General features: G+C 58.0%; 12 protein-coding genes. 3 read left to right on the forward strand and 9 right to left on the reverse strand.

Translation table 11 applies throughout. The features are described 5' to 3' along the window. The first annotated feature begins 9 nt into the window (after positions 1-9). Positions 10-918 (forward strand): haloalkane dehalogenase, encoded by a 909-nt coding sequence (locus ACO6TG_RS18210; protein WP_422374490.1) that lies wholly within the window; start codon positions 10-12, stop codon positions 916-918. A gap of 127 nt (positions 919-1,045) precedes the next feature. Continuing rightward, positions 1,046-1,786 (forward strand): NmrA family NAD(P)-binding protein, encoded by a 741-nt coding sequence (locus ACO6TG_RS18215; RefSeq protein WP_422374491.1) that lies wholly within the window; start codon positions 1,046-1,048, stop codon positions 1,784-1,786. A gap of 93 nt (positions 1,787-1,879) precedes the next feature. Here ACO6TG_RS18215 and ACO6TG_RS18220 read toward each other — a convergent pair whose 3' ends face one another. Next, positions 1,880-3,727, reverse strand: a complete 1,848-nt coding sequence (locus tag ACO6TG_RS18220) for an ABC transporter ATP-binding protein (protein ID WP_422374492.1) — start codon at positions 3,725-3,727, stop codon at positions 1,880-1,882. Positions 3,728-4,194: 467 nt separating this feature from the next. On the opposite strand from ACO6TG_RS18220, the gene ACO6TG_RS18225 reads away from it, so the two are divergent. Then, positions 4,195-4,935 carry a DUF3750 domain-containing protein gene (locus ACO6TG_RS18225; protein ID WP_422374493.1) on the forward strand — a complete coding sequence of 247 codons (741 nt, stop codon included), beginning with the start codon at positions 4,195-4,197 and terminating at the stop codon, positions 4,933-4,935. A 60-nt stretch (positions 4,936-4,995) separates the two neighbouring features. Here the strand turns inward: ACO6TG_RS18225 and ACO6TG_RS18230 are convergent, their stop codons facing one another. From ACO6TG_RS18230 to ACO6TG_RS18265, 8 genes are all read right to left on the reverse strand, one after another. After that, a complete protein-coding gene (locus tag ACO6TG_RS18230; RefSeq protein ID WP_422374494.1) occupies positions 4,996-6,135 on the reverse strand; it encodes an ATP-binding protein in 1,140 nt (379 codons plus the stop codon). Next, the gene (locus ACO6TG_RS18235; RefSeq protein WP_422374495.1) at positions 6,132-6,902 is read right to left on the reverse strand and encodes a response regulator transcription factor; all 771 of its coding nucleotides are present in this window, start codon (positions 6,900-6,902) and stop codon (positions 6,132-6,134) included. Before ACO6TG_RS18235 ends, ACO6TG_RS18230 begins: the two co-directional genes overlap by 4 nt. Before the next feature lie 82 nt (positions 6,903-6,984). Further along, complete coding sequence (locus tag ACO6TG_RS18240; protein WP_422374496.1) at positions 6,985-7,467, reverse strand: YHS domain-containing (seleno)protein; 483 nt, start codon at positions 7,465-7,467, stop codon at positions 6,985-6,987. Positions 7,468-7,810: 343 nt separating this feature from the next. Next, complete coding sequence (locus ACO6TG_RS18245) at positions 7,811-8,407, reverse strand: class I SAM-dependent methyltransferase (protein WP_422374497.1); 597 nt, start codon at positions 8,405-8,407, stop codon at positions 7,811-7,813. A 227-nt stretch (positions 8,408-8,634) separates the two neighbouring features. Further along, positions 8,635-10,035, reverse strand: coding sequence for a multicopper oxidase domain-containing protein (locus ACO6TG_RS18250; protein WP_422374498.1), 1,401 nt, complete (start codon positions 10,033-10,035; stop codon positions 8,635-8,637). A 203-nt stretch (positions 10,036-10,238) separates the two neighbouring features. Next, positions 10,239-11,633 carry a sensor histidine kinase gene (locus ACO6TG_RS18255; RefSeq protein ID WP_422374499.1) on the reverse strand — a complete coding sequence of 465 codons (1,395 nt, stop codon included), beginning with the start codon at positions 11,631-11,633 and terminating at the stop codon, positions 10,239-10,241. Positions 11,634-11,642: 9 nt separating this feature from the next. Then, entirely contained in the window at positions 11,643-12,308 is a 666-nt protein-coding gene (locus tag ACO6TG_RS18260) for a response regulator transcription factor (RefSeq protein ID WP_422374500.1), read from the reverse strand. Further along, positions 12,289-13,704 carry an LssY C-terminal domain-containing protein gene (locus ACO6TG_RS18265; protein WP_422374501.1) on the reverse strand — a complete coding sequence of 472 codons (1,416 nt, stop codon included), beginning with the start codon at positions 13,702-13,704 and terminating at the stop codon, positions 12,289-12,291. The genes ACO6TG_RS18260 and ACO6TG_RS18265 overlap by 20 nt, the downstream gene beginning before the upstream one ends. Between the last annotated feature and the right edge of the window lies 1 nt (position 13,705).

Here is a 13,705-nt window from a genome sequence, read left to right on the forward strand (position 1 = left end):
GAAGCAACCATGACCGATGCATTGCGTACGCCGGACTTCCGTTTTGAAGGCCTGCCGGACTTTCCCTTTGCGCCGAACTACGTGGAAGATCTCAAGGGATATGAAGGCCTTCGTGGTCACTACCTTGATGAAGGCGATCGGAGTGCCGAAGAGGTGTTCCTGCTCCTGCATGGCGAGCCGAGCTGGAGCTATCTGTATCGAAAGATGATCCCCGTCTTTGCCGGAGCCGGCGTGCGGGTGATCGCGCCGGATTGGCTCGGTTTCGGGCGCTCTGACAAACCCGTCAGCGATGAGGTCTATTCCTTCCACTTCCATCGCAATTACATGCTGGCCCTGATTGAGCATCTGGACCTGCAGAACATCACGCTTGTTGTTCAGGACTGGGGCGGTGTTCTCGGACTGACATTGCCGATGGACATGAAGGACCGCTTCAAACGCCTTTTAATCATGAATACCGGTCTGATGGCTGGCCCTGTGAACAGCCCGGCATTTGACGAGTGGAAGGCCGATATCGATTCCGATCCCGATGTCCCGGTCCGATTCATCATGCAGAAGAACGAACCCGTGATTTCCGACCGGGAGGCAGCAGCTTACGAAGCCCCCTTTCCGGATCAACGATACAAGGCCGGTGTTCGGAAATTCCCTCATCTGATCGCAACAACGGAAGAAACGCCCGGCGTTGAAACGTCGAAACGCGCTGCCCGCTTCTGGTCGAACGAATGGGACGGGGAAAGCTTCATGGCAATCGGCATGAAAGACAAGATGTTGGGACCTGACGTCATGAACGTCATGCGGACCGTCATAAAGGGCTGCCCGGAGCCACTGGAAATCCCGGAGGGTGGCCATTTTGTACAGGAAACGGGTGGGGCGTTGATAGCCGAGCGTGCGTTGGCGCACTTCGGCCTGAGCAAAGTGTGAAAGCGGTTCAATTTTTCAAAACGCGAACGACAAGTACAAGGGCATGATCATGCAACCAGATATTCTCGTTATCGGGTCAACCGGTAAAACAGGAAGGAGAGTCACACAACGCCTGGAAAATCGCGGTGTGCCGGTACGGCACGGAACCCGCCGCAGCGACATACCGTTTGATTGGGAAAGACCCGAGACCTGGGCAGCGTCGCTGCAGGACATCAAAACCGCATATGTCGCCTATTCTCCGGACCTGGCGGTGCCCTCTGCACATTCCGTCATTGCGGAGTTCGTTCAAGCCGCAGAACAAAGCGGCTTGCGTCGTGTCGTGCTCCTGTCGGAGCGAAACGAAGCGCGTGCGCAAGCTTGCGAGCAGTTGATCATGAACTCTTCGCTCGAATGGACCGTGCTGCGGCCGAGCTGGTTCATGCAGAACTTCAGCGAGGGAGGTTTTCTCGACGGCGTGATGAGTGGGGAAGTGTCTGCCCCCGACTCCGGCTTTCCGGAACCTTGGGTTGATCTTGAAGACGTGGCAGACATCGCTGTCGCGGCGTTGCTGGACGAAGGGCACACGGGAGAAGTCTATGAAATCACCGGCCCGGAACTGCTGACATGGCAGGAGGCGGTCTCCCTTGTTGCGGATGTCACCGGGAGAGAGGTTTCCTATAGAACAGTCACACCCGGAGAGTTTGAAAGCACGTTGATCGCAGAAGGGTTTCCGGAACCTGATGCGCAGTTTGTTGCAACACTTGTCGCGGAGATCCTCGACGGGAAAAACGCCAGCACATCGGATGGGCTTCAGCGTGCGTTGGGACGCGAACCCGGAAGTTTTGCCGCGTTTGCAAAAAACGCGCACGCCGCTGGCAGTTGGCAATAGCTTGCGCAATCGGGATCCTGGTTCTTGCATTTCGGCCCAGGGTGTCCTTCGACCCGATCCCGTGAAGGCGGTCGCCTTCACGGAACAGGTTCGTTACGCCACCGCTGCCGGATCCAGGAAACCGCCCGACTGCCTGTTCCAGAGCTGGGCATAGACCCCGCCCTTCTGCAACAGCGCCTGATGCGAGCCTTCCTCGATGATCCGGCCCTGATCCATGATGATCAACCGGTCCATCGCGGCAATGGTCGACAGGCGGTGGGCAATGGCAATCACCGTCTTGCCCTGCATCAGGTCGAACAGGCTCTCCTGGATGGCGGCCTCGACTTCGGAATCGAGGGCCGAGGTCGCCTCGTCCAGAACCAGGATCGGCGCGTCTTTCAAGAGCACCCTGGCAATGGCGATCCGCTGCCTCTGGCCGCCGGAGAGTTTCACGCCGCGTTCTCCGACATGCGCATCAAGCCCGCGCCGGCCCCTGAAATCCTCCAGATCGGGGATGAAGGACATGGCGTGTGCCTTTTCCGCAGCCCGCTTCGCTTCCTCCCGGCTGGCGCCGGAGCGGCCGTAGACGATATTGTCCAGCACCGACCGGTGCAGCAGGGACGTGTCCTGCGTGACCATGCCGATCTGCGCCCTGAGGCTGTCCTGCGTAATGGCGCCGATGTCCTGGCCATCGATCAGGATGCGCCCACCCTCCAGGTCGTAGAAGCGCAGCAGCAGATTGACCAGGGTCGACTTGCCGGCTCCGGATCGTCCGACCAGGCCCACTTTCTCGCCAGGGGCGATGCGAAGAGAGAGGTCTTCAATGACGCCCTTGTCCTTGCCGTAGTGGAACCGGATGCCCTCATAGACAATCTCGCCACTTGAGACGGCAAGCGGCTTGGCATCCGCGCGATCCACCAGCGCATGAGGCTGCGAGATGGTCTGCATGCCTTCCTGAACGGTGCCGACATTCTCGAAGATGTCGGTTGTGATCCACATGATCCAGGCGGACATATTGACGATGCGCACCGACAAGGTAATCGCAAGTGTCAGCGATCCGACAGAAACAAGTCCGTTCTGCCACAGGCCGATGCCGAGTGCGCTCAAGGTCGCGATGAAGACACCGTTGACGGCCCAGAGCAGGATGACCATCAGCGACACCGGCCGCAGGATTTCGTAGAACTTCCGTGTATGGTCCTCCAGCGCTTCGCGCGTATAGCCTTCTTCCCGCCTGCCTGCCGCGAACAGTTTGACGGTCAGGATGTTGGTGTAGCTGTCCACGATCCGTCCGGTCAGGCTCGATCGCGCCTCGGACATGATCGCAGACAGCTCCTTGATCTTCGGCACGAAATAGACCAGCAGCGTCACATAGATGACCAGCCATCCGGCCAGCGGCAGGATCAGCCAGGCATCGACGCCGAGGAACAGGTAAATGGCCGCTGCCACATAGATCAGCACGAACCAGATGGCATCGATCAGGGAGACGACCGACCCGCGCAGGGAGGGCCCCGTCTGAATGATCTTGTTGGCAATCCGCCCGGCAAAATCATTGTTGAAGTAGGTCAGCGACTGACCGAGAACGTGTTTATGCGTCTGCCAGCGGATGAGGTTGGTCATGGCCGGTTCGATGATCTGGAACTTGATCATCGTGTGCCCGGCACCGAACAACGGACGCAGCAGCACGACCACCACCAGCATCCAGATCAGTTCGCCGCCGTGATCGGCCAGAAGTTGGTCGGGACCGGTCGTGTTCAGATAGTCGATGATCCGCCCGAGATAATCAAAGAGGGCGACTTCGATAATCGAGACGACAAACCCGAACGCCATCAGCCAGGCCAGAGGTTTCCAGATCTGGCGGATGAAATGCCAGTAAAATGCATTCAGCTCCGAGGGCGGTGGCGTGCCGTCATGGGGCTTGAAGGGCGAGACAATGTTTTCAAGGTAAGAAAAGACCGTGTTCATCGGTCCGGTGCTCCGTTTGGCTTTGGGATTCGAAAAAGGGAATCGTACCGGCACGGAGAGGCTCAAAAAGAGTTCGGGTCGCGGGCGGTACGGATGAAAAGACTGATACCGACACGGGAACCGAATATGGTCTGCGTGTCGGCCTAGTTTGGACCGAGTGGGCGCATAAGGATCTCTGGAGTTATGGTGGTTCGTAGGTGCGAAGGCTGCCGGACGCGCCAAAGGTAGCTGTCATCCAGCCCTGTCACCCTAGCGTTTGAGCCGTCAGGATCAAGCCGAAAGTGCCGCGGACCGGAACAACGGCTGCTGCACGTGTGAATTGTGCCACACCCGTCAGACAGCACGAAGCTGTGCCGCCCGCAGGTGCGTCAACCTGACCCGTCGCGGGAAAGTGATTGGCTTTGGAAACGCCGGATCGGCTCCTATTTACAGCTGATATAGAGAAAGACCGGACCACGGGAGCGGCAATGCGGCGGATCTTGATCTGGACCACAGGTTTTTTGCTTTTCAATTTCGGGCTTGGCCTGTTTGTGGTGTTCGGGGGCATTCACACAGCCTCCGGGCATTGGAGCAGTGCCAGCCGGGCGCCGCTCGGAATTGCGCCTGATCCGCAGATTGAACGCCAGGCCATCATCCAGGTCTATGCCGCGCGGGCCTTCAGCTGGCGCGGCTATTTCGGCGTTCACAGCTGGATATCCATCAAGCCGCCGGAGGCGGAGCATTTCACCACCTATGAAGTCATCGGATGGCGAGTCCGTCATGGCGGGCAGGCGGTGTCCGCTTCTCGCCGTGCACCGGACAGCCGCTGGTTCGGCTCGGAACCGCGACTGCTTGCCGAGTTTCGCGGGGAAGAGGCAGAAGTCGCCATTCCAAGACTGCTGGCGGCGATCCAGGACTACCGCCACAACGATGAATATACGGTCTGGCCCGGTCCCAATTCGAACACCTTCATCGCCCATCTCGGCCGGGTTGCCCCTGAACTGAAACTGGATCTGCCACCAACCGCCGTCGGCAAGGATTTTCTCGATACCGGCCTTTGGGCCAGAGCCCCGAGCGGCACCGGTTATCAGCTTTCCCTCTCTGGCCTTCTGGGCGTTCTGGTGGCCTGGGAGGAAGGCCTGGAGATCAACCTGCTCGGACTGACCTATGGCGTCGATGTGAAGGATCTCTCGATCAAGCTGCCGATGGTCGGAAGGGTCGGGTTTTAGGGCGCGTAGGGCGCGTTGCGACGGCAAGGATGGTTCCGTCTTGCATGTAGGCGTTTGAAATCAGACATTTTCTTGCAAGGCCGTCCGTTTCTTTATCCGAGCCACCTCCAAAAGAGGCAGCCGGACGAAAACGCTTAGAACGCCGTTCTGCAGGTCGGCGTGAACGGACCCGCCACTGGCGAGGCAGAACTGCTTCACGATTGACAGGCCGAGCCCGCTTGAATGCTCGCTGCCTTCCCGGGTCCGGCTGTGGGAGACGCGAAAGAATCGGTCAAACAGCAGAGGGACCGACGCAACGGGCAGGTCCTTCGCACAGTTGCTGAAGATCAGTTCGGCCCCCTGTGGCCCATGCCGGGAAAAGCCGATGTGGCAGACAGTGTACGGATCGGCGTATCTCAGCATGTTTGACATCAGATTGTCGATGATGTGCCGCACGGATTTGTCCTTCAGCGCAATCCGTCCGTCGGTCAGGGCCACATCGAGGCTCAGGGCCAGCTGCAGGCCCTTTGCCCGAAACTGACTGTCCCATCGGCGCTTGATGTCGTCCAGAAGGATTTGCGGCTCGAGACCGGGAAGGCTCCGATCGTTCTCCTCCGGCGAGAGCTCCAAGACCTCGATGGAATGGGTCAACGCAGTCAGATGGTTGAGTTCATCCGACATGAGCGAAAAGAACCTGGCGTCTGGCTGGAAAACACCATCCTCCAGACCCTCGGTGTAACCGCGCAGGCTGGTAAGCGGCGTCCGCAATTCGTGCCCGAGATCGGCGAGGTAGCGGGCCCGGCGGCTCTCTTCCCGTTCCAGGGCCGCGGCCAGGGCATTGACCGTATCGGCCAGTCTGCCGACTTCGCCCGATTGGGGTCTTGCCCGCACGCTATAGTCACCCTGTCGCAGCCGGTCGGTCGTCCGGGCGAGGACGCCGAGCGGCCGGACAATCAGGAGCGTGACCCCGATGGAGGCTACGACAGCGAATACCAGGCCGACCGAAATGCTGGTCCAGAGTTGACGCTCGACTTCGTCCACAAACATGGCATGCACCTGGCCCGGTTCGATGTTGAAGGTGGCCATGAGACGATCGGAATAGGTCGTGCTCTGGCCCAGAAACAGCCAGTACCAGGCAACACCCAGCGTCAGGACAATCGTGATATTGGCCGCGATCATCTGGAACGTCAGCCATGGCAACCGGTGCAGGCGGTGGGTCACGATATCATGCGCCCCGCGGGCCCGGGTGCGGAGAACCGGTAGCCAAAGCCGCGCACCGTCTCGATCAGCGAACCGGTTTCGTCCCCCAGCTTGGTTCTGAGGTTGTGGACATGCACATCGATTGCCTTCGGCCCGACCGCAACGTCGTTGCCGTAAAGCAGGGCGATCAGCTGACCCCGGGACAGGACCCTCATGGGCTGCTCCACGAGGCGCCTCAAGATCTTGTGTTCATAGGGTGTCAGCGGAATGGCCTCTCCGGAGAGGTGGCAGGTTGGCTGGTCGAGGTCCAAATTCAGCGGACCGACTTCCAACCTCTCGGTGTGAGCGGCGGGTGCCATCTGACTGCGGCGCAGGATCGCCTTGATGCGGACCATCAGTTCGCGCGGTGAAAACGGCTTGACGACATAATCATCCGCGCCTGCGGCAAACCCCTTGAGCACGTTGCTTTCCGCACCCAGCGCCGTCAGGAACAGGACCGGTGTCACGCTGCCCTGCAGGCGCATGGCCTCGACAATTTCCGTTCCGGACCGGTGCGGCAGCATGACGTCGAAGATGCAGATGTCGAATGTGTCCGTCAGGGCCGCCTTGCAGCCCGCCAGCCCGTCCTGAAGCGCCACGACCTCATGGCCCGCGCTTTCAAGATAGGCGCTCAGAAGATTGAGAATGTTCTCATCGTCTTCGACCACAAGGATTTTGGCTCTGGCAGCGATTTCACCCGTCTCCCCGGAGAAATTTTCCGACGGGATAAAGCGTGCCTTTAACTGCATAACGCGTCCAATAACGATCTGGAGACGAGAAGTTGATCGGCCCCGCGCCGCCACCTGTGGCGGCGGCGCAGAAGCTGTTGCGTTATTGCGCCAGAAGCGCCTCGCGCGAGGTCGCGAAAATCACCTTCCAGTTGGATTCGCCCTTGGAAATCACGGTGTCCGTGTCGGCGAGGAAGAGCTTGTTGTGGGCGGCAGGGCTGCTGTTGAGGTAAAGCTGGCCGTCAACGATGGCCCAGAGGTCAGGCACGGTCGGCACTTTCTTGCCCTTGCTGGCGCCCGCCGAACACCATCCGCCATAGGCGGGTGCATATTTCGCCGGGTTGGCGTCAAAGAGAGCCTTGTTCTCCGCGGAGGAAAAATGCCATGTCGCGCCCTGATATTCGGAGGCAAACTCGGCCGATCCGGGCGTCGGCGCGCCAACGGTGTGATAAGCGACAACGTCGGTCCCCCCGACGACGGCACCGCCATCGATGAAATGCTCGTCGACGGCTTGCGCCTGCTGGGCCACGACGCTGATGGCCATGGCCATGGATACCGCTGCAATAGTCTTTCCGAAGGTCTTCATTGGTTCTGTCCCTGGATGTCTGGTTTCGGCAAACTCAATGGAAAGGGCGCTCACGTGCTCTCTTCCCAGGACACCGGGTATAGCGGTCCAGGGTTTTGGGCCGATTTGGACCAGGTTAGGTTTTGGTTAGGATCGGTCGGAGCCAAGGTGGATGGCAGAACCGGCGGAAGGGCGCCGGGGCCTGCTTTGCAACCATCGCAAATGCATCGCTGATGGCTTCCCGGGTTGATGGGGCAGCTGGAGCAGGGCGACCAGAAGTGGGCGTCGGCCTTGGCCTGGAAGGCGACTTGCGAAGACAAAACGAGTGTCACGCAAAGCTGTACATTTAGACGTTGGGAAGGTTTTATTCCTTCGCCAGTGTGAACACGAAGGCAGGTGGCAGGTTCGCTGCGACGAAAGACTCCCTGTGAACGGCGACGCCTAGATGATCAAGAATACCGGTCGGAACCGGACAGATCGGTGTGTAGGAAAACAGCCGAATTGTTCCGTCTGTGCGCAAGGTCGCGAAGCTGCCACGCACGATGCGGTAAACCTTGGCCGATGGCATCGATAAAAGAGGCAATCCGCAGACAATCGTTCCTGTCCCCGTCTTTCCGAATGGGCTCACATGATGGATGCGGCTGGCATCTGCGTTCAAAACCTTAATGTTGGGAAACCGTGTCGCCAGGGTGTTGGCAAAAGGTGCGCTGGCTTCAATCAATGCAATCTTGTCGTCCGATACACCACGTTCACGCAAGGCGGCTGTAAAGACACCTGTGCCTGGTCCCAGTTCGATCACCGGAGAGGATGTGGCTGAAATCCCTTTGGTAATGGCTTTTGCCAATGCGGGACCTGACGGCGAGACGGCACCCACGCGAAGGGGCGCTCGGACCCATTCGCGACCGAATGTCAGGGCTCTTGAAAACGAACCTTGTTCCGGAACGCGACTAAATTCATTCATGCAATTTCGCCTTTCAAAAATTTAGCACGTAGCAGCTGCCATCAATTGGGGCACACACGCGCTGGCGTCTAAGCCAGTAGAGCCGGAGATCAGCCTGATCGCTTTTGGAGTTGAACGGTTCGATAGATGGGTAAGGGCATTTTCTTTTGGACTGCCGCCGCTTGTGGCGGGCATTGAAACCCGTTTTCAACGCATTGAAGGGTCCTGCGGTCCGTGGCCCATCGGCTTCAGGTCACAGTGAATTGCCCCATCATTCCGCAATCTTCATGCTCCAATATGTGGCAGTGATACATGTAAGGAGCGTCTTTGGTCGCCTTGTGATCGAAGCGGACCAGCACTTCAGAAGTGCCTTCACCGACCGTTACCATGTCCTTCCAGCCGGATGCATAGGCCGGTGGGACGTCTCCCTGCTGTTTGAGAATCCTGAATGAGCAGCCGTGAATGTGAAACGGGTGGTCCTGATCGTCTGCACTGATTTCCCAGATCTCAGTTTCTCCGATCGCGACTTCTTCATTGACGATGTCCATATTCATCGGTCGCCCGTTGATGGACATGCTGCCATTTCCACACAGATTGCCCCAGGCTGCAGCGAGCGCGGCCAGATCTTCGCCATCTCCCATATTCAGCTCAAATTGCCGTCTCCGGATAACTTGCTCCGTGTCGGGCGAAGCCAACTGGCCCAACGTGTCAGGCAAGACGCCGTCATATGCCGGCAGGCTGTTGTTCTGGATGAGGGTCAGGACCGGTGTCGTCGAAAAGTTTGACGGTTCCGGGCCCATCAGAGCGTTGGTCATCCAACCAAGCATTTCTTCCGCCTCGCCGCCGCCATCTGAATCGGAAACCTGCAGCAGCGCTTCACTCTGTTGGCGCATGTCGACGAGGATTTCATAGCGTTCACCCGGTGTCATCGTAAGGCTTTGTACAGCCTCACGTCTCGACAGGAAGCCTCCATCAGACGCGATCACATGGACGGGGCGGTTGTCGGACCAGGACAGGTCGAGAAAGCGCGCATTGCAGGCGTTGAGCAGCCGCAGCCGGACGAGCCCTTTAGGAACGGGTTGCGTGACCGGTGCGACATGACCGTTGATGACCATGCGGTTCCCCGTAAAGCCCTCTTCAAAGACTTCACCGGTGAGCTGATAGACAAGTTGGCCATCGCTATCGAACTGCTTGTCTTGCAGAACCAGGACAAAGTCATCGATGCCGTAGGTTTTGGGGAGGTCTGCGGAAAGGCTGTCGGAATCCTCAATCTGCATGACGCCTGCCAGGCCCAGATAGGTTTGGCGGGCTGTCTTGCCATGCGTGTGGGCGTGAAACCAGTTCAAAGAGGAGCGTTGGCGTATTGGGACAATTGGCGCCCAGACATCTTGCGGCTGGATTTCCTGATGCGGCCCGCCATCCACATCCCCTGGTATATGCAGCCCATGCCAGTGAAGGGTTGTTACCTCGTCGATCATGTTTTTGACGTGAAAACGTATGTCCTGTCCGGAGCTCACGCGCAGCATTGGACCGAGGTAAGGAGCTCCGATACCGAATGTGGCTTGTTTGTTACCCGTCCCGAACGAATGGGCGGATTTGAGCAGGGGAAGATCAACAGCAGGACCTTCGATCTCCGTCAGGTCCATCATCGGGATCAGCGGCAGGGCCGGCCCTGCGGCTCTTGCGTCGGTCGCCCTTCCGAAAAGGGACGCCGTACCAAGACCGACGCCGGTGAGCGCGCTGCCGAAAAGAAAGTTTCTGCGATTGATGGTGCGTGGCATCTAGGCGTGACCTCTAACTATCTGTTTGAGGTCACCCTAGTCACCAATCTGAATCCCAGCTGAAGAGCAGTTCACCCAGGTGTTTTTTGGCGCGTCAGCAACACGCTGACCCGGAAATCAGCGCCACCAAGTCTTTCACTGCGAGCAACGGAAACGTCGATATTGTTGCGCTCCGCCAGAGCCAGAACGATCGACAGTCCAAGACCCGCTCCCTCCTGAGCTATACCACCGTCGTTGTCCTTGACTTGAGTGCCCCGATAAAACCTCTGAAAGACCTTCGTCCTTTCCTCTTGCGGTATTCCAGTCCCGTTGTCGGCGATGGAGACGTCCAGATGGCCGTCGGCCCGTTCTGTCAGAGCGATCAGAACCTGGCCGGGTGATCCGGAATATCGGATGGCATTTTCAATCAGGTTTCTCAGGATGGTCCAAAGATCGTCCCGATTGGCAAGGCACAGAAATTCCGTTTGGTTCTTGTCCTTGAGTTCAAGTGTCACGTCCCGCTGACGCGCAAGAGCGTCGAATTCTGTAGCAAGGGCAATGATCATCTGCCGCAAGTCAATCGTGTCTGTCCCGGCTTTTTCCTTTTCCGCGTGGGCCTGTTGCAGAAGTTGATTGCTCAGTCGTGCAACCCGGTCGGTCCCGGCTATGATGTTATTGACCCGTCTGCGATTGCTTTCGTCCATGCCAGTGGGATTCAAGGCCTGCGCCTGTGCCTTGATGACGGTAAGCGGGGTACGGATTTCATGTGCCGCGTCGTCAACGAATTGCCGTTCGCGCCGCAGGAACTGTTCGATGCGCTTGAAGAGGTTATTCAGGGCGTCAACGATGGGTTTGATCTCGCTTGGCTGATCCGAAGGATCGATGACATCGAGATTTTTCGCCGGACGGGTTTCCAGATGTTGCGACAGTTTCAGAAGGGGCGACAGGCCAGCCTGAACGGACACGATGCTGACCAGGAGTGCCAGCCCGAAAACCAGCGACAGGGGGAGCACTGCTGTGCCAACCAGCTGCAACGCAACATCGCGGGCTTCCTCTTCGATCCGTCCGGACACATAGAGCCGATCGGCATTGGTGGTCCGTCGCACGACAATATGCCAGGCCTGTCCATCCAGCGTGATGCGATGGTCTCCAGGTTCAAGCTCGGAGGGGACAGAAAGCTCCGGCATGGAATTGTAGAGAACAGAGCCGTTTTGGTCCCGGATCACCAGAAGGAAGTCTCCGAGATAGTCGAACTTCTTGGTCGTCCAATTTTCCTCGTAGTCATCCTTTTCACTCGGCAAGGCGAGCAACGCTTCACCTCTGACCTCCGCCGCGGCCTCGGACAGAAGGTCGAGCTGCGCATTGAGTGCATCTCTCAGTTCGGAGCGCGACGAGAAATAGACAAACGTGGCCGTAATCACGAGCGTCAGCAGAAGCAAGGGTGAGAGCACCCATTGGAGGCGGGATCGGATAGAGGAAAAAAACATGTCGCCTCCTCACACCGTTTCGGTGTCGATGATGTATCCGACACCGCGGATAGTTCTGATCAGGTCATTGCGGGTCTTCTTCCGGATCTGGGAAATATACACCTCGATCACATTGCTTTCCGCTTCCGGCTCCCAGCCATAGAGGGTCGCGGAAAGATCGTTCTTGGAAACGACGCGCCCCTGCCGTTCCAGCAAGACCTGCAGGGTCTGGTAAGCCAGGGGGGGCAACTCAATTTTTTGGCTTTTGTAACGCACACTTTGACTGGCCGTGTCCAACTCGACATCGCCGTGCTTTAAGACCGGGTCGGCATTTTGGTTGGAGCGTCGAATGAGGGCGCGGCACCTGGCGACAAGTTCATCCATATCGAATGGTTTTGCCAGATAGTCATCTGCACCGAGATCAAGTCCTTCAATCCGGTTCTGGACAGCATCTCTTGCGGTAAGGATGAGCACGGGTGTCTTGTCTCCTGAGCGTCGCAGATCTCTCAGGACATCCATCCCGTCTTTGTGCGGCAAGCCCAGATCCAGGACAGTTAGATCGAAGCGGTCTGCCGCCAGGGCGTCCTGGGCACTGCGGCCATCCTTAACCCAGTCGACATGATGAGCCTGCCTTTCAAGACTGGCCTTGATCGCGTCAGCGATCAGATACTCATCTTCAACCAGCAAAATGCGCATGGAATGTCCCGTTTCTTGTTTCCTGCGTGCCGCTCGACAGGCAATTCGCGGAACCAATTTGCCTCGCTTGCGATGCGCTGTGAACGAACAGCACGCCACCGTCCGTGAAATACTCGCTATTTTCAGTCGCCCTGACTGCTTCGCCCAAGGGAAATGTTCCGAGAACGGTGTGATCCGTGTTTGAGGCGATCTGCGCGATGTCTTGAATGTCAGCACGCAATCGCTCCCGTTCCTCATCGACGTTTCGCGCGATGTCGTGCAGCAACGTTGGAATATGTTTGTAATACTTGATGGCAATCTCTTCATCCCGGCTCACGGAGGCGACATAGAGCGACTGCCCCTCAATTGTTCCGGCTTTCCACCAGCGTATATGAACGCGTTCACTCAAGCTGCCAGGCAGCTGAAAGGCGCTGTCGGCGGGACGATCCATCCAGTAGAGTTCTGAAACAGGCAACTCTTTCGTGAAAAGGGACACAACAAAATCGACCAGCGTGATGTTGTCCTGGCTGTAGGTCTTGTTCTGCAGCCAGCCGAGCGCGGCCATTAGGGGCCTCGGTGAAGTGTCGGAGAGCAAGACAACATTGATTGGCTGAGACCTGTGTAGGGAGGTTTGACCCGGCTTGACCAGAAACGGCAGATCCTTCAGGGCACAAACCGAGTGCAACTCGGGTCGGGGAGAGGGCGGAACTGTGACCGCGTGTGCTCCGGTCCCGAAGAAGTACACAGCGTTAATGGCCGCCAGCACCGTCATTGCGCTGCAGAAGGACAGACACAGTCTGAGGGTGAACCGGTTCGGCAACAAGCGCCAGGTGACCACGCCGGCAACAAAAATCGCCGTTACAACCGCGACCGCTACCCAGTGGCTCACAGCAAAGTCCAAAACGGGCCCTAGAATGGAACCCACGCTTTGCAGGCCAGCGGTAAGCAAACTGCCGTAAATGAAAAACTGTCCGACACCAATCACGACGCCGAACCCCGATGACCACAAAAAAGTGCTAACAGGCAGCCTGGACGCGCCAGCCAGAAACGGTGTGACCCAGGCAATGGGGCCTAGGACACGCGACAGAATGACTGCTTTTGCGCCGTGCTGCCTCAGGAAGCCACTTGCTTTTCGCCAGTGCCTGCGGCGGCGTAAAGGCGCAAGCCAGTAGAGTGCTGCCTTTGTTCCATAGCGGCGCCCGATCCAGAAACTGGCTTGATCAGCCAACCAGGCACTGACCAGGACGACGATGGCAGGAAAACTGTCCCCGCTTGTCGCCCACAAGAACCCTGCTGCGAGAAAAGCGGGTTCTCCGGGGACAAAAAAACCGATGCCGATCAACGCGTCTCCAAAGGCAAGAAGGGCAAGGCTGATCAACCCGAACGGCCCTTGAGCAAAAGCGATCACGCCTTCCATG

Origin of the sequence: Roseibium sp., assembly GCF_965233565.1 — a bacterium.
Classification (GTDB): domain Bacteria; phylum Pseudomonadota; class Alphaproteobacteria; order Rhizobiales; family Stappiaceae; genus Roseibium.

What these genes read in the sequence shown, in the direction of transcription:
- ACO6TG_RS18210 (WP_422374490.1), top strand. Translation starts at nt 10, where the DNA reads ATGACCGATGCATTGCGTACGCCGGACTTCCGTTTTGAAGGCCTGCCG.
- ACO6TG_RS18220 (WP_422374492.1), bottom strand. Translation starts at nt 3,727, where the DNA reads ATGAACACGGTCTTTTCTTACCTTGAAAACATTGTCTCGCCCTTCAAG.
- ACO6TG_RS18225 (WP_422374493.1), top strand. Translation starts at nt 4,195, where the DNA reads ATGCGGCGGATCTTGATCTGGACCACAGGTTTTTTGCTTTTCAATTTC.
- ACO6TG_RS18235 (WP_422374495.1), bottom strand. Translation starts at nt 6,902, where the DNA reads ATGCAGTTAAAGGCACGCTTTATCCCGTCGGAAAATTTCTCCGGGGAG.
- ACO6TG_RS18240 (WP_422374496.1), bottom strand. Translation starts at nt 7,467, where the DNA reads ATGAAGACCTTCGGAAAGACTATTGCAGCGGTATCCATGGCCATGGCC.
- ACO6TG_RS18245 (WP_422374497.1), bottom strand. Translation starts at nt 8,407, where the DNA reads ATGAATGAATTTAGTCGCGTTCCGGAACAAGGTTCGTTTTCAAGAGCC.
- ACO6TG_RS18250 (WP_422374498.1), bottom strand. Translation starts at nt 10,035, where the DNA reads ATGATGGACCTGACGGAGATCGAAGGTCCTGCTGTTGATCTTCCCCTG.
- ACO6TG_RS18255 (WP_422374499.1), bottom strand. Translation starts at nt 11,633, where the DNA reads ATGTTTTTTTCCTCTATCCGATCCCGCCTCCAATGGGTGCTCTCACCC.
- ACO6TG_RS18260 (WP_422374500.1), bottom strand. Translation starts at nt 12,308, where the DNA reads ATGCGCATTTTGCTGGTTGAAGATGAGTATCTGATCGCTGACGCGATC.
- ACO6TG_RS18265 (WP_422374501.1), bottom strand. Translation starts at nt 13,704, where the DNA reads ATGGAAGGCGTGATCGCTTTTGCTCAAGGGCCGTTCGGGTTGATCAGC.